The 19,242-nt window shown below is 69.9% G+C and carries 16 protein-coding genes; 4 read left to right on the top strand and 12 right to left on the bottom strand.

All coding sequences use genetic code 11. From position 1 onward, the window contains the following. The 7 genes from BTH_RS14210 to BTH_RS14180 all read right to left on the bottom strand — a co-directional run bounded on the left by BTH_RS14210 (position 1) and on the right by BTH_RS14180 (position 9,587). Positions 1 to 1,290 (bottom strand): dicarboxylate/amino acid:cation symporter, encoded by a 1,290-nt coding sequence (locus BTH_RS14210; RefSeq protein ID WP_038707809.1) that lies wholly within the window; start codon positions 1,288 to 1,290, stop codon positions 1 to 3. Positions 1,291 to 1,652: 362 nt separating this feature from the next. Then, positions 1,653 to 3,368: a cation acetate symporter gene (locus BTH_RS14205; protein WP_011401753.1), complete on the bottom strand. Its 1,716-nt coding sequence runs from the start codon at positions 3,366 to 3,368 to the stop codon at positions 1,653 to 1,655. Between the two features lie 11 nt (positions 3,369 to 3,379). Further along, positions 3,380 to 3,685: a DUF485 domain-containing protein gene (locus BTH_RS14200; RefSeq protein WP_009893193.1), complete on the bottom strand. Its 306-nt coding sequence runs from the start codon at positions 3,683 to 3,685 to the stop codon at positions 3,380 to 3,382. Positions 3,686 to 3,823: 138 nt separating this feature from the next. After that, positions 3,824 to 5,029 (bottom strand): CaiB/BaiF CoA transferase family protein, encoded by a 1,206-nt coding sequence (locus BTH_RS14195; RefSeq protein WP_009893194.1) that lies wholly within the window; start codon positions 5,027 to 5,029, stop codon positions 3,824 to 3,826. A gap of 25 nt (positions 5,030 to 5,054) precedes the next feature. Then, positions 5,055 to 6,185, bottom strand: a complete 1,131-nt coding sequence (locus BTH_RS14190) for an acyl-CoA dehydrogenase family protein (protein WP_009893195.1) — start codon at positions 6,183 to 6,185, stop codon at positions 5,055 to 5,057. A 9-nt stretch (positions 6,186 to 6,194) separates the two neighbouring features. After that, positions 6,195 to 7,406, bottom strand: a complete 1,212-nt coding sequence (locus BTH_RS14185; protein ID WP_009893197.1) for an acyl-CoA dehydrogenase family protein — start codon at positions 7,404 to 7,406, stop codon at positions 6,195 to 6,197. A gap of 54 nt (positions 7,407 to 7,460) precedes the next feature. Next, positions 7,461 to 9,587, bottom strand: a complete 2,127-nt coding sequence (locus tag BTH_RS14180) for a 3-hydroxyacyl-CoA dehydrogenase NAD-binding domain-containing protein (protein WP_009893198.1) — start codon at positions 9,585 to 9,587, stop codon at positions 7,461 to 7,463. Positions 9,588 to 9,745: 158 nt separating this feature from the next. On the opposite strand from BTH_RS14180, the gene BTH_RS14175 reads away from it, so the two are divergent. After that, positions 9,746 to 10,648 carry a LysR family transcriptional regulator gene (locus BTH_RS14175; RefSeq protein WP_009893199.1) on the top strand — a complete coding sequence of 301 codons (903 nt, stop codon included), beginning with the start codon at positions 9,746 to 9,748 and terminating at the stop codon, positions 10,646 to 10,648. A 97-nt stretch (positions 10,649 to 10,745) separates the two neighbouring features. Here the strand turns inward: BTH_RS14175 and BTH_RS14170 are convergent, their stop codons facing one another. Further along, positions 10,746 to 11,135: a hypothetical protein gene (locus BTH_RS14170; protein WP_009893201.1), complete on the bottom strand. Its 390-nt coding sequence runs from the start codon at positions 11,133 to 11,135 to the stop codon at positions 10,746 to 10,748. Positions 11,136 to 11,798: 663 nt separating this feature from the next. On the opposite strand from BTH_RS14170, the gene BTH_RS14165 reads away from it, so the two are divergent. Beyond that, positions 11,799 to 13,688 carry a gamma-glutamyltransferase family protein gene (locus BTH_RS14165; RefSeq protein WP_009908407.1) on the top strand — a complete coding sequence of 630 codons (1,890 nt, stop codon included), beginning with the start codon at positions 11,799 to 11,801 and terminating at the stop codon, positions 13,686 to 13,688. Between the two features lie 100 nt (positions 13,689 to 13,788). Here BTH_RS14165 and BTH_RS14160 read toward each other — a convergent pair whose 3' ends face one another. After that, positions 13,789 to 14,703: a LysR family transcriptional regulator gene (locus BTH_RS14160; protein WP_011401750.1), complete on the bottom strand. Its 915-nt coding sequence runs from the start codon at positions 14,701 to 14,703 to the stop codon at positions 13,789 to 13,791. Between the two features lie 103 nt (positions 14,704 to 14,806). Between BTH_RS14160 and BTH_RS14155 the strand changes: the two genes are divergently transcribed. Further along, on the top strand, positions 14,807 to 15,796 hold the full coding sequence (locus BTH_RS14155; protein WP_009893206.1) for a zinc-dependent alcohol dehydrogenase family protein: 990 nt from the start codon (positions 14,807 to 14,809) through the stop codon (positions 15,794 to 15,796). 187 nt (positions 15,797 to 15,983) lie between these two features. On the opposite strand, the gene lipA is transcribed toward BTH_RS14155, so the two are convergent. From lipA to BTH_RS14140, 3 genes are all read right to left on the bottom strand, one after another. Further along, on the bottom strand, positions 15,984 to 16,973 hold the full coding sequence (gene lipA, locus BTH_RS14150) for a lipoyl synthase (RefSeq protein ID WP_009893208.1): 990 nt from the start codon (positions 16,971 to 16,973) through the stop codon (positions 15,984 to 15,986). Continuing rightward, a complete protein-coding gene (lipB, locus tag BTH_RS14145) occupies positions 16,966 to 17,757 on the bottom strand; it encodes a lipoyl(octanoyl) transferase LipB (protein ID WP_043036552.1) in 792 nt (263 codons plus the stop codon). Before lipB ends, lipA begins: the two co-directional genes overlap by 8 nt. A gap of 75 nt (positions 17,758 to 17,832) precedes the next feature. Then, positions 17,833 to 18,159: a DUF2917 domain-containing protein gene (locus BTH_RS14140; protein WP_009893210.1), complete on the bottom strand. Its 327-nt coding sequence runs from the start codon at positions 18,157 to 18,159 to the stop codon at positions 17,833 to 17,835. Between the two features lie 102 nt (positions 18,160 to 18,261). On the opposite strand from BTH_RS14140, the gene BTH_RS14135 reads away from it, so the two are divergent. After that, the gene (locus tag BTH_RS14135) at positions 18,262 to 19,224 is read left to right on the top strand and encodes a transcriptional regulator GcvA (protein ID WP_011401749.1); all 963 of its coding nucleotides are present in this window, start codon (positions 18,262 to 18,264) and stop codon (positions 19,222 to 19,224) included. Positions 19,225 to 19,242: the final 18 nt, after the last annotated feature.

Here is a 19,242-nt window from a genome sequence, read left to right as displayed (position 1 = left end):
TCAGACCCGCGCGGCTTCGCCCGCGGCCGCCTTGCCGTTGCCCGAAAGCGCCGCGTGCAGCTTCGCGCGGTCGAGCTCCTTCTCCCACGCGGACACGACAACCGTCGCGACGCCATTGCCGACGATGTTGGTCAGCGCGCGGCATTCGCTCATGAAGCGGTCGATGCCGAGGATCAGCACCATGCCGGACAGCGGAATCGTCGGCACGACGGCGAGCGTCGCGGCGAGCGTGATGAAACCCGCGCCCGTCACGCCGCTCGCGCCCTTCGACGTCAGCATCGCGACCGCGAGCAGCGTGAGCTGCTGCATCCACGTCAGTTCGATGTTGGTCGCCTGCGCGATGAAGAGAACGGCCATCGTCATGTAGATGTTCGTGCCGTCGAGGTTGAACGAGTAGCCGGTCGGCACGACGAGGCCGACGACCGAGCGCGAGCAGCCTGCCTTCTCGAGCTTCTCCATCAGTTGCGGCAGCGCCGCCTCCGACGAACTCGTGCCGAGCACGATCAGCAGTTCCTCCTTGATGTAGCCGACGAAGCGGACGATCGAGAAGCCGGTGAAGCGCGCGATCGCGCCGAGCACGACGAGCACGAACACGACCGACGTCAGGTAGAACGTGCCGATCAGCTTCAGGAGCGGCACGAGCGAGCCGACGCCGTACTTGCCGATCGTGAACGCCATCGCGCCGAACGCGCCGACCGGAGCCAGCTTCGTGACGATGTGCACGATGCCGAACAGCACGCGCGTGATGCCGTCGATGAAATCGGTGACGACGCGGCCGCGCTCGCCGAGATGCGCGAGCACGCTGCCGAACAGGAGCGCGATCAGCAGGATCTGCAGGATCTCGCCCTGCGCGAACGCGTCGATCATCGTGTTCGGGATGATGTGCATCAGGAAGTCGACGGTCGACTGGCCGTGCGCCTTCGCCGCGTACGACGCGACTTCCTTGCCGTTGAGCGTCGCCGGATCGATGTTGAAGCCGACGCCGGGACGCAGGATGTGCGTCGCCGCGAGGCCGAGCACGAGCGCGAACGTCGACACGATTTCGAAATACAGGAGCGCCTTGCCGCCGACGCGGCCCACCTTCTTCATGTCCTGCATGCCGGCGATGCCCGTCACGACGGTGCAGAAGATGATCGGGCCGATCACCATCTTGATCAGCTTGATGAAGCCGTCGCCGAGCGGCTTCATGTCGACGGCGAGCGACGGATAGAGGTGACCCAGGAGCACGCCGACGACGATGGCGAAAATCACCTGCACGTAGAGGACTTTATAGAACGGTTTCTTCACGATGGTTCCAGAGAAGAGAGAAGGTGGGTCGAAGCAGGTCGGCGTCACGCGCGCGGACGAATGTCAGGGGAGCCACTCGCCCGCGCGGCTGCCGTGCCGCAACAAGCGATGGCCTCAGCGAATCCGAGGGAGGTGGACGGGGTGGGGCATCGAATGTCTCCTTGCTGTAGTAGTGAGGCCAAGGCGGCCTTGGGCGTTTACTTCGCAAGGTCGATGCCAGGTGCTCGATCAGGCTCAGCCTGTTGATTTCTCTGGGTTTTCCGAACCGTCGCGGGCGCGCGCATTCCGGAAATCCGGATTTCCGGAATGCAGCCGTCCGGATCGCCGGACGGCTCGCGCGCCGCCGCGCCCTTTTCCCCGACGATTCAGTGCGTGGCGGCCTGCGCGGCGAGCACGCCCGTTTGCGCGTAGAACTCCTGCCGCGCGAACGCGTCGCGCTCGCGCCGCGCGCGCTCGCTGCGATCGGTCAGCGAGCCGATCACGATGCCCGCGAACGCGAGCGGCACCGACACGAGCGCCGGGTTGTCGAGGAACACCGGCGCGTGCGCGTGATGCAGCACGTCGACCCATACCGATTTCGACAGCAACGTGAGCGCGACGGCCGACGCGAGGCCGAGCCCGCCGCCCAGCACCGCGCCGCGCGTCGTCATCCCGCGCCAGAAGATCGACGTCGCGAGCACCGGGAAGTTCGCGCTCGCCGCCACCGCCGCGACGAGCCCGACCATGAACGCGACGTTCACATGCTCGAACAGAATCGACAGGCCGATCGCGACCGCGGAGAGCGCGAGCGTCGCCGCGCGCGAAATGCGCATCTCGAGCCGCTCGTCCGGCCTGCCGCGCGCCCACATCTGCGCGTAGAGATCGTGCGAGATCGTCGTCGCGCCGGCGAGCGTCAGGCCCGCGACGACGGCGAGGATCGTCGCGAACGTGACGGCCGCGATGAAGCCGTAGAACCAGTTGCCGCCGACCGCCTGCGCGAGCTTCACCGCGACCATGTTCGAGCCGCCGACGAGATCGCGCGTCAGGTTGAACGCGCCCGCCGCGTCGTGGCGGAAGAACTCCGGGTGCTGCGCGAGCAGCACGATCGCCGAGAAGCCGATCACGAACGTGAGCAGATAGAAGTAGCCGATGAAGCCCGTCGCGTACAGCACCGATTTGCGCGCCTCCTTTGCATTCGGCACCGTGAAGAAGCGCATCAGGATGTGCGGAAAGCCCGCGGTGCCGAACATCAGCGCGATGCCGAGCGACAGCGCGTTCGCCGGATCGCGGATCAGCTTGCCGGGCCCCATGATGCCGAGCGCGCCCGGATGCACGGCCACCGCGCGGCGAAACATCTCGTCAACGCTGAAGCCGAACTCGCCGAGCGCGAGCGCGGCGAGCAGCGTCGCGCCGGCGAGCAGCAGCACGGCCTTGATCATCTGCACCCAGGTCGTCGCGGTCATTCCGCCGAAGAATACGTAGACGACCATCAGCGCGCCGACGATCAGCTCCGCGGTGCCGTACGACAGCCCGAACAGCAACTGGATCAGCTTGCCCGCGCCGACCATCTGCACGACGAGGTACAGCACGACGATCGTCAGCGCGTTCGCGGACGTGAGAAGCCGGATCGGCCGCTGCGCGAAGCGGTACGCGACGACGTCGACGAACGTGAACTTGCCGAGATTGCGCAGCGGCTCGGCGATCAGGAACATCACGAACGGCCAGCCGACGAGAAAGCCGATCGAGTAGATGAGCCCGTCGAAGCCGAACATGAACACCATGCCCGACAAGCCGAGAAACGACGCGGCGGACATGTAGTCGCCCGCGATCGCCAGGCCGTTCTGCAGGCCGGTGATGCCGCCGCCCGCCGTGTAGAAGTCGCGCGCGCTGCGGGTGCGGCGCGCGGCCCAGCGCGTGAGCGCGAGCGTCGCGAACACGAAGACGAAGAACATGCCGATCGCCACGGGGTTCAGCGCGACCTTGTCGGGCATCGGCGCGGCGGCGACGCCCATCGCGTGCGCGGGCGCGCAAGCAAGCGCCGCGCACGCAAAGAGCGCGGCCGGCATGAGACGCGCGGCGCGCGCGATCGATTGACGCAGCATCGCGGCCTCCGTCACGAACGGTTGAAAAGCGCGTCGACCGAGCGGTCGAACGAGCGGTTCGCGCGCAGCACGTAGCCCGCCGTCAGGCCGACCGCGACGAAGATGATCGCGACGCCCGCGACGACGCCGACGCTGATCGTCGCGCCCGCGTAGAGCGGCGCGGCGAGCGTGCGCGGCGCGAGCGCGACGAGCAGGATGAAGCCGTAGTACGTCGCGATCATCAGCGCCGTCAGCATGAAGCTGAAGCGGCGCCGCGCGCGCACGAGCTGCTGATAGTCGCGACAAGCCACGACCGTTTCGATGACGGAAGTCTCCATGACGTCTCCTCCTCGATCGACGAGGTTGTTGTGTAATCGTTGCCGCCGGCGCGGCGGTCTTGCGGTCTTGCGGTCTTGCGGTCTTGCGGTCTTGCGGTCTTGCGGTCTTACTGTCTTGCGGTCTGCCGTCCGCCGCGCTCACACGACGCGCTCGCTTCGCAGTTGCGCGATCTCGGGCCCGGACATCCCGAGCCAGTCGCCGAGCACGCGCTCGGTATCCGCGCCGAGCACGGGCGGCGCGCCGCGCACGGGCAGGCGCTCGCCGTCGAACCGGTACGGCGGCGCGAGCACGTCGACATCGCCCGCGACCGGATGCGGCTGCCGCGTGACGAGCCCCGCCGATCGCGCGCGCTCGGACATGAGCGCCTCGCGCAAGCCGAGCACCTCGCCGCACGGAATGCCCGCGTCGGCGAGCGCCGCGAGCAGCGCCGCGCGCGGCCGGCGGCCGAGCTCGCGGAGGATCTCCGGCAGCAGTTCCGCGCGATTCGCGGAGCGCGCGATGTTCGTCGCGAAGCGCGCGTCGGCCGCGAGCTCCGGCCGGCCGATCACGTCGCAAAAGCGCGCGAACTGCGGGTTGTTGCCGACCGTGATCACGATCGGGCCGTCCGCCGCGTCGAACACGCCGTACGGCACGATCGACGGATGCGCGTTGCCGTAGCGCGGCGGGTCCTCGCCCATCAGCAGCGCTTCGAGCCCGTAGTACGACGTGACCATCAGCCCGCAATCGAACAGCGCCATCTCGATGCGCCGCCCGCGCCCCGTCGCGTGCCGCTCGTAGAGCGCGGCGAGGATCGCCTGCGCCGAGTACATGCCGGTGAAGAGGTCCGCCACCGCGACGCCGAACTTCAGCGGCGGCCGCCCGGCTTCGCCGTTCAGCGCCATCAGGCCGGCCTCGCCCTGCACGACGAGGTCGTAGCCCGGCCGGCTCGCTTCGGGGCCGGAGCGGTCGTAGCCGGAGATCGCGCAGTGGACGAGCCGCGGATTGAGCTCGGCGAGCGCGTCGTAGCCCAGGCCGAGCTTCTCCGCGCCGCCCGCCTTGAAGTTGTGCACGACGACGTCCGCCTGCGCGGCGAGCCCGCGCGCGATGCGCCGCCCCGCTTCCGTCTGCAGATCGACGCAGATCGAGCGCTTGCTGCGGTTCACGCTGTTGAAGTAGGTCGTCTCGGTGTCGCCCACGCGCAGGCCCCAGTCGCGCGTGTCGTCGCCGCGCCGCGGATGCTCGACCTTGATCACCTCCGCGCCGAGATCCGCGAGCACCATCGCGCACCACGGCCCGGCGAGCACGCGCGAGAAGTCGAGCACCTTGATACCCGCGAGCGGCTGCGCGCCCGGTTCGTTGCGCATCTTCGTCTCCTCCGTTCGTTGGCGGCTATTGCTTCGACAGCGCGACATAGCGCGCGAGGTGGTGATCCTCGTCGCCGAGCTGGTGATCGATCATCACGAGCCGTTTCGCGTAGTGCGCGAGCGGCAGCTCCCACGTCATCCCGATCCCGCCGTGCAGCTGGATGCTCTCCTCGGCGACGAGCGCGCCGATCCGGCCGACGCTGTACTTGGCGGCGGACAGCGCGCGCTCGCGCGCCACGCGCGGCGCGTCGAGCTGCGCGGCCGCGTTGATCACCGCCGAGCGCGCCTGCTCGATCTCGAGCAGCAGCTCCGCCATCCGGTGCTGCAGCGCCTGGAAGCTGCCGATCGGCACGCCGAACTGGCGGCGGGTGCGCAGATACTCGAGCGTGTACGCCTTCGCGACGTCCATCGCGCCAAGCGCCTCCGCCGCGAGCGCGAGCAGGCCGAAGCCGAGCGCGCGCTCGATCGCGTCGGCCGCTTCGCCCGGCGCGCCGACGAGCGCGTCGTCGGCCAGCGCGACGCGCTCGAAGCGCACGTCGGCCGCGCGGCCGCCGTCGATCTTCCGGTAGCCGCGCGCCGTCACGCCCGGCGCCGTCTTCGGCACGACGAAGAGCGACAGGCCCGCGGCGGCGTCGTCGGCGCCGGCGGTGCGCGCGCTGACGACGAAGAACGTCGCGTGCTCGCCGCAATCGACGACGGCCTTCGCTCCGTCAAGCACCCAGCGCCCGCCTTCGCGAGCCGCGCGCGTTCTCACCGTGTACGGTTCGTAATGCGTGCCGGGCTCCGCATGCGCGAACGCACCGATCGCACGGCCTTCGATCAGATCGGCGAGCCGCGCGCGGTGCGCGTCGCCGCCCGCCTGCGCGAGCGCGCGCCCGGTCATCAGCGCGCCCGCGAACGGCTCGACGACGAGCCCGCGGCCGAGGCACTCGAACACGAGCGCGATGTCGAAGCCCGCGCCGCCGAGGCCGCCGCAGTCCTCGGGGAAGAGCGCGCCGATCGCGCCCAGCTCGGCGAAGCGCCGCCACATGTCGTCGCTGTAGCCGGGCTCGGAGAGCGCGATCCGGTCGCGCGCGGCGAACGGGTACTGCTCGGCGATGAAGCGGTTCAGGCTGTCCGCCAGCATCCGGCGGTCTTCGGTGTATCGAAAGTCCATGGATCGTCCTTACAACCCGAGCATCGTCTTCGAGATGATGTTCTTCTGGATCTCGTTCGAGCCGCCGAAGATCGACAGCTTGCGGTTGTTGAAGTATTGCGTCGCGGCGCTCGCCGCCTCGGGCAGGCCGCCCAACGGCTCGCCGTCGTAATCGGCGTCGAGCGCCTCGTCGACGAACGGCTGCGCATACGGCCCCATCGCGCGACGCATCAGCGACGAAATCTCCTGGCGGATCTGCGTGCCGCGAATCTTCAGCATCGAGCTCTCCGCGCCCGGCGCGCCGCCGCCCGCGACGGCCGCGAGCACGCGCAGGTTCGTCGTCTTCATGTTGTCGAGCTCGATCTCGACGCGAGCGAGCCGCGCGGCGAAGAGCGGATCGTCGGCGAGCGGCCGGCCGTTCCTCTTCACCTTCGCCGCGACCGCGCGCAGCCTGTCCAGCGCCGCGACCGAGAAGCCCACGCCCGCGATGTTCGTGCGCTCGTACGTGAGCAGGTATTTCGCGTAGGTCCAGCCGCGGTTCTCTTCGCCGACGAGGTTTTCGGCCGGCACGCGCACGTCGGTGAAGAACACTTCGTTGACTTCGTGCTCGCCGTCGAGCGTGACGATCGGGCGCACCTCGACGCCGGGCGCGTTCATGTCGACGAGCAGGAAGCTGATGCCTTCCTGCTTGCGCACGTCGGTCGCGGTGCGCACGAGGCAGAAGATCATGTTCGCGTAGTGCCCGAGCGTCGTCCACGTCTTCTGCCCGTTGACGACGTAGTGGTCGCCCTGCGCGTCGACGCCCCGCACCGCGCTCGTTTTCACCGCGGCGAGATCGGAGCCCGCGCCCGGCTCCGAATAGCCCTGGCACCACCAGTCGGTGCCGTCGAGAATGCGCGGCAGCCAGCGGCGCTTCTGCGCTTCGCTGCCGTACCTGATCAGCACGGGGCCGAGCATGTTCACGCCGAACGGCACGATGCGCGGCGCGCCCGCGATCGCGCACTCGTTGTCGAACAGGAACTTCTGCGCGACGCTCCAGCCGGGGCCGCCCCATTCGCGCGGCCAGTGGCTCGCGAGCCAGCCCCGCGCGTTGAGGATGGCGTGCCATTCGCGCATGTCGTCGCGCGTGAGCCGCAAGCCGCCCTTCACCTTGCGCGAAATGCGCGGCGGCAGCTCGTCGGCGAGAAAGCGCTGCACCTGCGCGCGGAACGCTTCCTCTTCAGCGGTGAAATTGAGATCCATGTGACGTCGTTCTCGAATACGTGTAGGGCAACCGGCGGGCGACCGGGCGCGGCGTCAGTCGATGCGGTTCAGGCTCGCGAAGGTCTCGCCGCGCGCGACGAGATCGACGAGCAGCGGCGACGGCTTCCAGAAGACGGGGTCCTCGCTCGCGAACGCGCGAATGTCGGCGAGCACGTTCGCGAGGCCCACCGTGTCCGCGTAATGCATCGGGCCGCCGCGATATCGCGGGAACCCGTAGCCGTGCAGGAACACCGCGTCGACGTCGAGCGGGCGCAGCGCGATCTTCTCGTGCACGACGTTCGCGCCTTCGTTGATCATCGCGGCGAGATAGCGGCGCACGATCTCGTCGTCGGTGAACGCGCGCGGGCTCACGCCCTTCTTCGCGCGCGCTTCGGCGATGATCGCCTCGACCTCCGGGTCCGGCGCGCCAGCGCGCGCGCCGTCCGGATACAGGTAGTAGCCGCGGCCCGTCTTCTGGCCGAACCAGCCGCGCTCACAGAGGCGATCGCCGATCTCGACGTAGCGCAGCCGCGGATCGCGCGTCGGCGCGCGGCGCTTGCGCGTCGCCCAGCCGATGTCGCCGCCCGCCAGATCGACGACCTGATACGGCCCCATCGGAAAGCCGAATTCGCGGATCGCGCGATCGATCTGATACGGCGACGCGCCGTCCTCCATCATGTAGTCGGCGGCCGTGCGGTAGACGGCGAGCACGCGGTTGCCGATGAAGCCGTCGCACACGCCCGCGCGCACCGGAATCTTCCTCAGCTTCTTCGCGAGCTCGAACGCGGTCGCGACGACGTCCGCGCTCACCTTCGCCGGCACGACCACTTCGAGCAGCTTCATGATGTTCGCGGGCGAGAAGAAATGCAGGCCGATCACGTCCGGCGTGCGCTCGACGCTCGCCGCGATCTCGTCGATGTCGAGATACGACGTGTTCGTCGCGAGCACCGCGCCCGGCTTGCACGCGCGCGCGAGCTCCGCGAACACGGACTTCTTGACCGCCATGTCCTCGAACACTGCCTCGATCACGACGTCGGCCTGCGCGAGCGCGTCGTACGACGTGCCGCCCTTGAAGCGAGCGAGGCGCGCGGCCTGCGCGGCGGGCGTCATGCGGCCCTTCGCGACGAGGCCCGCGTAGACCTTCTCGACGTGCGCGCGGCCGCGCTCGAGCGACGCGTCGTCGCGCTCGATCATCGTCACCGGGAAGCCGGCGTCGAGCGCCGCGACCGCGATGCCCGCGCCCATCGTGCCGCCGCCGACCACGCCGATCCGCTCGATCGCGCGCGGCACGCCGCGGCGCGTCTCGGGCGACTTCGCCGCCTCGCGCTCCGCGAAGAACGCATGCACGAGCCCGGCGCGCTGCGGGCTGTCGAGGCATTCGACGAACAGCCGGCGCTCGGTGCGCAGGCCCTCGTCGAACGGCAGCGCGAGCGCGGCGGCGACCGCGTCGACGATCTTCGCGGGCGAGAACAGGCCGCGCGACTTCTTCGCGACGTCGGCGCGCGCCGCCTCGAGCGCGGCTTCGGCGGCCGCGCGATCGGCGAGCCCTTGGGCGTCGCGCGTGCGGCGCGCGGGCGCGCCCGCCGCGAGCAGCTCGTGCACGTACGCGAGCCCTTCGGCGAGCGTGTCGTCGCTGTGCGCGAGCCGGTCGACGAGGCCGAGCGTCAACGCCTCCTCGGCCGACGCGTGCCGGCCGCTCAGCATCAGGTCGAGCGCGGCCTTCGCGCCGATCAGGCGCGGCGTGCGCTGCGTGCCGCCCGCGCCGGGCAGCAGGCCGAGCTGCACTTCGGGCAGGCCGAGCTTCGCGCCCGGCACCGCGATCCGGTAGTGCGCGGCGAGCGCGATCTCGAGGCCGCCGCCCAGCGCCGCGCCGTGCAGCGCGACGACGACGGGCTTGCCGCTCGTCTCGATCCGGTTGCACACGTCGGGCAGCAGCGGCGGCACGGGCGGCTTGCCGAACTCGCGAATGTCCGCGCCGGCGATGAAGTTGCGCCCGGCGCCGACGATCAGCACCGCGCCGACGGCGGCGTCGGCATCGGCCGCGTCGAGCGCGTCGACGAGGCCGCGCCGCACGTCGGCGGACAGCGCGTTGACGGGCGGATGGTCGATCGTGACGACGAGCACCTTGTCGCGCCGCTCGCGCGTGACGGTGCCGGTTGCGTGGGAAGCCTGCTGATTCATGTCTGTCGCTCCGTACGGAATGCGCGCCTTCGCTCCGTCGAGGGAGACGCGGGGTTTGCCACGATTCTCGATTGATCTAGATTGATTGACAATTCCAGCATTCTTTAACAACCTGTCAAGCCGGTTTTGACAATGTATTTCGACATGCAGGCACGGCGATGGATCTGAATGCGCTCACGCTGCTCGTCGACATCCTCGACGCGGGCAATCTCAGCAAGGCGGCGCAGCGGCTCAAGATGAGCCGCGCGAACGTCAGCTACCGGCTCAACCAGCTGGAAAAATCGATCGGGCTGCAGCTCGTGCGCCGCACGACGCGGCGCATCGAGCCGACCGAGATCGGGCTGCGGCTCTACGAGCACGGGCGGCGAATCCAGAACGAGTTGCTCGCCGCGCGCGAGGCGGTCACGACGCTGGGCCAGGATTTGCAGGGGCGCGTGCGGCTTTCGGTGCCGAGCGGCTACGGGCAGCTCGTGATGTCGAACTGGCTGATCGCGTTCAAGCGGCTCTATCCGGGCATCGTGCTCGACGTCGTGTTCGAGAACCGCATCGAGGATCTGATGCGCGACGAAGTCGACATCGCGGTGCGCGTGATGTCCGAGCCGCCACAGAACCTCGTCGCGCGCGACATGGGCGCGGTGCGCTACGTCGCGTGCGCGTCGCCCGGCTTCGCCGCGACGCACGGCATGCCGACCGAGCTCGACCAGTTGTTCGACGCGCCCGTCATCACGTCGACGGTGGTCGGCCGGCAGTTGCGGGTCGCCGCGTACCTCGGCGACGAGCGGCACGAGGTGCTGCTCGAGCCAACGCTCATCTCCGAGAACTTCCTGTTCCTGAGGCAGGCGATCCTGTCCGGGCTCGGCGTCGGAATCGTGCCGGACTACGTCGTCCACGACGACGTGCGGCGCGGCGCGGTCGTCACGACGCTCGACGCGTACCGGCTCAGCATCTTCGGCACGCACATGTACATGCTGTACATGCCGAACCGCCATCACACGCGCGCGACGTCGACGTTCATCGACTTCGTGCTCGACGAGGCGAGAAACGCCGGGCGCGGCGGGTGACGCGGCGCGCGACGCCGATGTCCGGCGCGGCGCCGCCGCACGGAACAGCCGCGCGGCGATCGCTCGGGCGCGCGCCGACGAGCCGAATGGGCGAGAGTCAGCGTCGCGCGCCCGTGCGGCGCATCGCACGCAATCGCCGCAGATGCACGAGCAGCGCGACCACCCAGCCCGTCAGCAGCATGCCGCCGATGGGCAGCGACCCGAGCATCAGCCAGCCGAGCACGCCCATCGCGTAGAGCGCCTCGCCGAAATCGATGCCGCCGATCAGGCAGGGATGGACCGCGGCTTCGTTCAACTCGCAGCCGGCCGCGTCGGCGACGAGTCCGGCCGCCGCCGCCGACAGCACGGGAAACAGCGCGATCACGAGGATCGCGGCGAGCGCGAATCCGTATGCGCGGACGAGCGCGCGCGGGCGGACGGGCGGCGGATGCCCGGCGGCGGGCGCGTGCCGCGTCCGCCGGCTTCGCTCGTCGGATGGTTCTTGCATGTGTTCGTGCCCGAATGTCCGTCTGTCCAAGGTTTCGGTCCGACGCGGCGCGTGAGCGGGAAAGTGCCGCGCGCCTGCCGACCGCCGGCGCGCCGGCATCGGCGCGGCCACGACGCGCGTTCGCCCATCGCAACACGAACGCGCTTCGCCGATGGTAGCGGCCGGCGCCGGGCTTGGCCACCTCGCCGGGAACGCACACGAACGCTCGCAACCCCGCGCGCGTCGGCCGATGCCGCTTCGCGCCCGCGTCGCCGCCCGCGCAAGCGCAACGATGCCGAACGCGATCGCGCGCGGGCCTGAACCCGCGCCCTCCAACGACGGCGAAATCGTGCGCGGCGCGGCAACCGGATACAACCGGGCGGCACGATGCCGCAGCCGGTTCCCGATGCACACGGCGCGGGCGGTTGCGCACGCGCGCGGCCGGCCGGCCCGCAGCGGACCTCGCCCGTCCCGCCGTCGCCGCCGAACCAAACCGAAACGAACCGGCGAACGGCGAAAGTCCGGCCCAGCGCCTCGCGCATCTAAGGGTTTATTGTCGGATGACAAGCCGCTTGCGGCGCGGCGACAATACCCCGCCCGCGCGACGCCGCACGGGCGTTCGCATTTGCGCGCGCCGTCGTCTGCCGTCGTCTGCCGTCGTCCTTCGTTCGTACCGAGGTGTTCATGACCGACCGGATTCGTCCGCGCCCGTCCCGTTCACGGGCCGGCGCGATCGCCGCCGCCTTTTTCGCCGTCGCCGCCGCCGGATGCGCGAACGCGCCCGGCCCGAGCGCGCAGAACGCCGCCGCATCGGCGTCGGCAGCGTCGGCTGCCTCGGCGGCTTCCGCGACGCCAGGCGCATCGCCGTCCGAACCGGCCGAGCTGTCGAGCTGGGTCGACAAGCCGGGCTGGACCGCGCAGCGCGACATGATCGCGGCCGCGCATCCGCTCGCCGCGCAGGCCGGCCAGGAGATGCTGAAGGCGGGCGGCACCGCCGTCGACGCGGCGATTGCCGCGCAGATGGTGCTGATGCTCGTCGAGCCGCAGGCGTCGGGCATCGGCGGCGGCGCGTTCCTGCTGCACGCGAACGGCAAGACGGTCGAAGCGTACGACGGCCGCGAGACCGCGCCCGCCGCCGCGACCGACCGGCTCTTCTACGGCGCCGACGGCAAGCCGCTGCCGCGCGCTGCGCCCGGCGCGCGCACGGTCGGCGTGCCGGGCGTGCTGCGCATGCTCGAGCTCGCGCACCGCGCGCACGGCAAGCTGCCGTGGCGACGCCTGTTCCAGCCCGCGATCCGGCTCGCCGAGCAGGGCTTTCCGCTTGGCCCTCGGCTGGCGGCGGCGCTTGCGAACGACCCGTCGCTCGCGAGCGATCCGGCCGCGCGCGCGTGCTTCTACGACAAGAACGGCGCGCCGAAGCCCGCGGGCGCGACGCTGAGGAATCCCCAGCTCGCGGCGACGCTCAAGCTCGTCGCCGCGCACGGCGCGAACGCGTTCTATACGGGCGCGATCGCGCGCGACATCGTCGCGAAAGTTCGGCAGGCGCCGAATCCCGGCGTGCTGAGCGTGCAGGACCTCGCGCGATACCGCGCGAAAGTGCGCGAGCCGCTGTGCGCCGACTATCGCAAATGGATCGTGTGCGGGATGCCGCCGCCGTCGGCGGGCGGGCTCGTCGTCGCGCAGATCCTCGGTCTGCTCGAGGCGCAGCCGGACTGGCGGCAGATCGGCGCGCAGAAGCCCGTGCGCAATGCGACGGGCGTCGAGCCGACGCCGTTCGCCGCGCATCAGTTCAGCGAGGCGGGCCGTCTCGCGTACGCGGACCGCGCGCAGTACGTCGCCGATCCCGACTTCGTCGCGCCGCCGGGCGGCAGTTGGACGAGCCTCGTCGAGCGGCGCTACGTCGCCGAGCGCGCGCGGCTGATCGGCGACGCGAGCGCGGGCACCGCGAGCGCCGGCTCGCCATCCGGCCTGCCGCCTGCGTCCGCCGCCGACCGCGGCGCGGAACCGCCGTCGGGATCGCAGATCACGGTCGTCGATCGCTACGGCAACGCGGTATCGATGACGTCGACGCTCGACGAGCGCTTCGGCTCGCGGCTGATGGTGCGCGGCTTCCTGCTCAACAGCCAGTTGCTCGATTTCTCGCCCGTGTCGGCCGAGCACGGCAAGCCGGTCGCGAACCGCGTGCAGCCGGGCAAGCGCGCACGCTCGACGCTCGCGCCCGAACTCGTGTTCGAGAAAGGCTCGCAGCGGCTGATGATGGCGCTCGGCTCGGCGGGCGGCGCATTCGCCGCGAACGACGTCGCGAAGACGCTCGTCGGGATGATCGACTGGGGCATGACGATGCAGCAGGCGATCGCGCTGCCGAACTTCGGCTCGCGCAACGGGCCGACCGAGCTCGAGAAGGGGCGCGTATCCGATGCGCTTGCCCAAGCGCTGAAGGAACGCGGGCACGACGTGCGCGTCGTCGAGCTGGGGTCGAGCCTGCAGGGAATCCAGCGGATCAACGTCGAGGGGCAGTCGGTATGGTTCGGCGGCTCGGACCCGCGAAGCGACGGGGTCGTCTCGGGGGACTGAGCGTTTCGTCGGGCGGGGCGGGTCGCGCCTCGCGATGCGGGCGGGCGCTCGCGCACCCCGCCGGCCCGTTCGTCCGGTCCGCCGGACCTCACGCGCGGGCTCACGTCCGCCCGTCGCCCGCCCGCTCGCCGAACGCCGCGATCACGGCGTCGATGAAGCTGCGCAGCTTCGGCGTCGGCTGCCGATCGGGCGAATACAGCACATGGATCGGCCGCGCGGGCGGCTCATGGCCGGGCAGCAGGCGCACGAGCCGGCCCGCCGCGAGATCGTCGCGCACGAGCTCGGCCGGCTGCAGGATGATGCCGAGCCCGTCGAGCGCGGCCATCCGCAGCGCCGCACCGTTGTTGACCGCGAGCCGGCTCCTCACGCGCACCGAATGCTGCTGCCCCTGCGCGCTCTCGAACGGCCATTCGAGCGCCGCCGGCTGCCCCGAATACGAAAACCCGAGGCATTCGTGCGCGGCCAGATCGGCGGGCTCGGCCGGCGCGCCGTGCTCGGCGAGATACGCGGGCGACGCGCACAGCACGAGCCGGTACGGCGCGAGCGGCCGCGCGATCAGCCCGGAATCGGCGAGCGGCGCGATGCGGATCACCGCGTCGTAGCCTTCGTCGACGACATCGACGATGCGATCGCTCAACGTCAGATCAATCTGCACCTCCGGATACGCGCGCATGTACGACGCGAGCATCGGCATCAGGCAATGCACGCCGAAGCTGATCGGAGCGTTGATGCGCAGCGTGCCGCGCGGCGCGGCCATCAGGTTCGCGGCGAGCGCGTCGACGGCCTGCGCCTCGGCCAGTACCGCCCGGCTGCGCTCGTAGAACGCGCGGCCGGCTTCGGTCAGGCTCTGGCGGCGCGTCGTGCGATTGATGAGCCGCATCCCGTAGTGGGTCTCGAGAAAGCGCACGTGCTTGCCGACCATCTGCGACGACAGGCCGAGCGATGCGCCCGCCGCCGCGAACGAGCCCGTTTCCGCGGCCTTCACGAACACAGCCATGCTGGTGAGTCGATCCATGATTCGAAATCATTCGTTTCAATAAATGATTCGACTTGGCAATTTATCGTCGAATCGGCGCGAATTATAGTGGGCTCACCGATTTTTCTCATGGAGATCCGACATGGCACGCATCGTACGCATCCATCAAACCGGCGGCCCCGACGTGCTGCGCCTCGACGAGATCGACCCCGCGCCGCCGGGACCGGGCGAGATCGCGCTGCAGGTGAAAGCGCTCGGCCTGAACCGCGCCGAATCGATGTTCCGCTCCGGGCATTACGTCGAGCAACCGGTGTTCCCCGCGCGGCTCGGCTACGAGGCGGCGGGCGTCGTCAGCGCGCTCGGGCCCGGCGTGACGGGCTTCGCGATCGGCGATGCGGTCAGCATCGTGCCGCCGCTGTCGATCTCGCGCTGGGGCACGTACGGCGAGGTCGCGACGGTGCCCGCCGACGTCGCCGTCAAGCATCCCGCATCGCTCGGCTGGACCGAGGCGGCCGCGGTGTGGATGCAGTACGTGACCGCGTGGGGCGCGCTGATCGACCTCGCGCAGATCAAGCGCGGCGACGCGGTCGTCATCACGGCGGCGTCGAGCAGCGTCGGGCTCGCGGCGATTCAGGTCGCTCGGATGGCCGGCGCGGTCGCGATCGCGACGACGCGCACCGACGCGAAGGCGCAGGCGCTGCGCGAGTTCGGCGCCGACCACGTGATCGTCACGCAGCGCGAGGATCTCGCCGCGCGCGTGCGCGAGATCACGGGCGGCGCGGGGGCGCGGGTCGCGTTCGATCCGGTCGCGGGCCCGGCGCTGCCGCAACTGGCCGATGCACTCGCGTTCGGCGGCATCGTGATCGAATACGGCGCGCTGGCGGCCGAACAGGCGCCCTTCCCGCTGTTCGCCGTGCTCGGCAAGATGCTGAGCGTGCACGGCTACCAGTACAAGCGCGTCGTCGGCGATCCGGCGAAGCTCGATGCCGCGAAGCGCTTCGTGCTCGACGGGCTCGCGTCGGGCGCGCTCAAGCCGGCGATCGACCGCGTGTTCCCGCTCGATCGAATCGCCGACGCGCACCGCTACCTCGAATCGAACGAGCAGTTCGGCAAGATCGTCGTCACGGTGTAACGGCACGCGCGCGGGCTTCGTGCGTTCGGAAGCGACAGGCGCGGCGCATCCGATCCGGCGACGGACGGTGCGCCGCCCCCACCGCATCGCGCGCGGCGCGCGCATAAAAAAACCCGCGGCGTCCGCTGCGGGTTTCTCGTTCGACGCCCGGGCCGCCCGATCCGGCGGCCCGGCGGCCCGGATCGGATCAGACCACCCCGGCGCCGTGCGCCTGCAGATCGGCGTGATAGCTCGAACGCACCATCGCGCCGACGGCCGCGTGCGTGAAGCCCATCTTGTACGCCTCTTCCTCGTACATCTTGAACGTATCCGGATGCACGTATTCGCGCACCGGCAAATGGTGCTCGGACGGCTGCAGGTATTGGCCGATCGTCAGCATGTCGACATCGTGCGCGCGCAGGTCGCGCATCACCTGCAGGATTTCGTCGGTCGTCTCGCCGAGGCCGACCATCAGGCCCGACTTCGTCGCGACGTCCGGATGCAGCGCCTTGAAGTCCTTCAGCAGCTTCAGCGAATGCGCGTAGTCCGAGCCGGGGCGCGCCTCCTTGTACAGGCGCGGCACCGTTTCGAGGTTGTGGTTCATCACGTCGGGCGGCGCGGCGTTCAGGATCTCGAGCGCGCGGTCGAGGCGGCCGCGGAAGTCCGGCGTCAGGATCTCGATGCGCGTCGCCGGCGACTGCTCGCGCACTTCGCGGATGCACTCGACGAAGTGTCCGGCGCCGCCGTCGCGCAAGTCGTCGCGGTCGACGCTCGTGATCACCACGTACTTGAGCTTGAGCGCCGCGATCGTGCGCGCGAGGTTCTTCGGCTCGTCGGCGTCGAGCGGATCGGGACGGCCGTGGCCGACGTCGCAGAACGGGCAGCGGCGCGTGCACTTGTCGCCCATGATCATGAACGTCGCGGTGCCCTTGCCGAAGCACTCGCCGATGTTCGGACAGCTCGCCTCCTCGCACACCGTGTGCAGATTGTGCTCGCGCAGGATCGTCTTGATCTCGTTGAAGCGCGAGCTGCCGGTGGCCGCCTTCACGCGAATCCATTCGGGCTTCTTCAGCTTCTCGATCGGGACGATCTTGATCGGAATGCGCGCGGTCTTCGCCTGCGCCTTCTGCTTGGCGGTCGGATCGTAGGCGGACGCGGCCGGTTCGGCGGGTGCGGGGGTAGCGGTAAGGTCAGTCATTCGATTGTTCCAGTGCCTGCTGCGGCAATGCGGCGGCCGCGGTTGCGCCGTCGAGGTTGGCGATCAGACGGCGCACGAGCGTCCGCGCGACTTCGTGCCAGTCGGCGGTCGCGCCGAGGCTCGCCATGTCGACCGTTTCGAGCCCCGCATAGCCGCACGGGTTGATCGCGAGAAACGGGCGCAGATCCATCTTCACGTTGACGCTCAGGCCGTGATAGCTGCAGCCGTTGCGGATCTTCAGGCCGAGCGCGGCAATCTTCGCGCCATGATGCGGCCCCGATTCCACGTAGATCCCGGGCGCGCCGGCCTTGCGGACCGACGCGAGATTATACGCCGCAAGCGTCTCGATCACGGCCTGTTCGATCCGCGTGACGAGCGTGCGCACCATCAGCTTGCGCCGCCTCAAGTCGATGAGCAGATACGCGACGATTTGCCCCGGACCGTGGTAGGTGATTTGTCCGCCGCGATCGACCTTCACGAGCGGCACGCCGCTGTCGGCGACGAGCAGGTGCGCAGGGTTGCCGGCCTGGCCGAGCGTGTAGACGGGCGGGTGCTCGACAACCCAGATCTCGTCGCCGGTGTCCGGCGTGCGCGCGTCGGTGAACGCGCGCATCGCGTCGAAGCATGCGTCGTAAGGCGTCTCGCCGAGCCAGCGGACCGTGACGGGCAGCGTATCAGGCGGGGCGGCGCAAGACTGCGGGGACGCGGAAGTGGACGCGGCGGCGTCGGGCGCGGCATGCGCGTCGGAGGCGGGAGGCACGATGGAAACCGGCGAGGCTGACATGGACGGTAGTTTACCGAAAACCCATGCACCTCGCCGGTGCCGGATCGAACGGGCCGCGCGGCGGCCGACGAACGCTCAGACCGTGCGCCACCCGTCGCGAAAGAGCGCGACGAACCGCGCCGCGAGCCGCACGATGCCGGACACGGCCGCCTGCTGCGGCGGCACGATCGCCGAGAACGACACGCACGCGCTCGTCTCGCCGTCGACGCTCAGCCACAGGCGCTCGCCGCGCCGCAGCTTCAGCGTGTCGCCCGGCAACAGGAAATAATCGGCGACGTCGTTGCTGCGCGTCGCCCAGACACTCGCGCCCCGCACGGTGAGCCGCGTGCTGCGCGCGACCTTCATCGGCACGGTTTCGCCGGGCTGGATTTCGAACGTCATGCTCAAGGAAATTTCTCTCATGACAGACTCCGACAGAAGGGGCTTGAATGGCTACAATCGTAGTTCTATCAAGGCCTTGCGCAAAACGATCGATTCTCACGTGCTTGTGAGAAAAACTAACCGATGAGCATTCGTCAATTGCCGATCCTGAACGCGTTGCGCGTGTTCGAGGCCGCTGCGCGGCACGAGAGCTTTTCGCGGGCGGCCAACGAGCTGTCCGTCACGCACGGCGCGGTCAGCCATCAGATGCGCGCGCTCGAGGCGGAACTCGGCGTGCCGCTGTTCGTGCGCCACGGCAAGCGGCTCGCGCTGACGGACGCGGGCGGCCGCTACGCGCAGCAGGTGCGCGCCGCGCTCGCGCTGCTCGCCGACGCGACCCGCGAGATCCGCGCGAGCGACCGCGACAAGCGGCTCGCCGTGTCGACGCTGCCGTCGTTCGCCGCGCGCTGGATCACGCCGCGAATCGGCCCGTTCATCGAGCAGCATCCGGAAATCGACCTGGAGCTGCGGGCGAGCGATACGCTCGTCGATTTCGCGCGCGACGACGTCGACGTCGCGATCCGCTTCGGCTACGGCGTCTATCCGGGACTGTACGTCGAGCCGCTGCTCGACGAGACGTTTTTCCCCGTCTGCGCGCCGACGCTCAACGGCGGCGTGCTACCCGAGACGCCCGCCGATCTCGTCCGCTATCCGCTGCTGCGCTCGGACGACGAGCTGTGGCGGCCGTGGTTCGACGCAGCGGGCCTCGATACGCTGACCGAGCCGAAGCGCGGCGTGCTGTACCAGGATTCGTCGAATCTGCTGCAGGCGGCGATCGACGGCCAGGGCATCGCGCTCGTGCGGCGCTCGCTCGCGATGCCGGAAGTGGCGGCGGGAAGGATCGTGCGGCTGTTCGACATCGCGGGGCCGAGCCCGTGGCACTACTTCTTCGTGTGCCCGCCGTCGCTCGCGCAAACGCCGCGCGTGCAGGCGTTCAGGACGTGGCTGCTGGACGAGATCGCGCGCTTCAAGGTGCTGTGCGCGACGCAGGAGACGCGGCACGCGGCGGCCTACGCGGCCGCGCGTGCGCTCAAGACAGGGGATTGAGGCTTCTTTTGTTCAGGC

The sequence above is a fragment of the Burkholderia thailandensis E264 genome, from assembly GCF_000012365.1.
GTDB classification, from domain to species: domain Bacteria; phylum Pseudomonadota; class Gammaproteobacteria; order Burkholderiales; family Burkholderiaceae; genus Burkholderia; species Burkholderia thailandensis.
The sequence above is the reverse complement of the archived record's forward strand: the minus strand, read 5'-3'. Positions and strand labels throughout refer to the sequence as shown.

Bases quoted from the DNA above. Each gene is read 5' to 3' on its own strand.
- BTH_RS14175 (WP_009893199.1), top strand. From the start codon at position 9,746: ATGGATCTGAATGCGCTCACGCTGCTCGTCGACATCCTCGACGCGGGC.
- lipB (WP_043036552.1), bottom strand. From the start codon at position 17,757: ATGTCAGCCTCGCCGGTTTCCATCGTGCCTCCCGCCTCCGACGCGCAT.
- BTH_RS14180 (WP_009893198.1), bottom strand. From the start codon at position 9,587: ATGAATCAGCAGGCTTCCCACGCAACCGGCACCGTCACGCGCGAGCGG.
- BTH_RS14185 (WP_009893197.1), bottom strand. From the start codon at position 7,406: ATGGATCTCAATTTCACCGCTGAAGAGGAAGCGTTCCGCGCGCAGGTG.
- BTH_RS14165 (WP_009908407.1), top strand. From the start codon at position 11,799: ATGACCGACCGGATTCGTCCGCGCCCGTCCCGTTCACGGGCCGGCGCG.
- BTH_RS14170 (WP_009893201.1), bottom strand. From the start codon at position 11,135: ATGCAAGAACCATCCGACGAGCGAAGCCGGCGGACGCGGCACGCGCCC.
- BTH_RS14205 (WP_011401753.1), bottom strand. From the start codon at position 3,368: ATGCTGCGTCAATCGATCGCGCGCGCCGCGCGTCTCATGCCGGCCGCG.
- BTH_RS14140 (WP_009893210.1), bottom strand. From the start codon at position 18,159: ATGAGAGAAATTTCCTTGAGCATGACGTTCGAAATCCAGCCCGGCGAA.
- BTH_RS14195 (WP_009893194.1), bottom strand. From the start codon at position 5,029: ATGCGCAACGAACCGGGCGCGCAGCCGCTCGCGGGTATCAAGGTGCTC.
- BTH_RS14190 (WP_009893195.1), bottom strand. From the start codon at position 6,185: ATGGACTTTCGATACACCGAAGACCGCCGGATGCTGGCGGACAGCCTG.
- lipA (WP_009893208.1), bottom strand. From the start codon at position 16,973: ATGACTGACCTTACCGCTACCCCCGCACCCGCCGAACCGGCCGCGTCC.
- BTH_RS14160 (WP_011401750.1), bottom strand. From the start codon at position 14,703: ATGGATCGACTCACCAGCATGGCTGTGTTCGTGAAGGCCGCGGAAACG.
- BTH_RS14135 (WP_011401749.1), top strand. From the start codon at position 18,262: ATGAGCATTCGTCAATTGCCGATCCTGAACGCGTTGCGCGTGTTCGAG.
- BTH_RS14155 (WP_009893206.1), top strand. From the start codon at position 14,807: ATGGCACGCATCGTACGCATCCATCAAACCGGCGGCCCCGACGTGCTG.
- BTH_RS14200 (WP_009893193.1), bottom strand. From the start codon at position 3,685: ATGGAGACTTCCGTCATCGAAACGGTCGTGGCTTGTCGCGACTATCAG.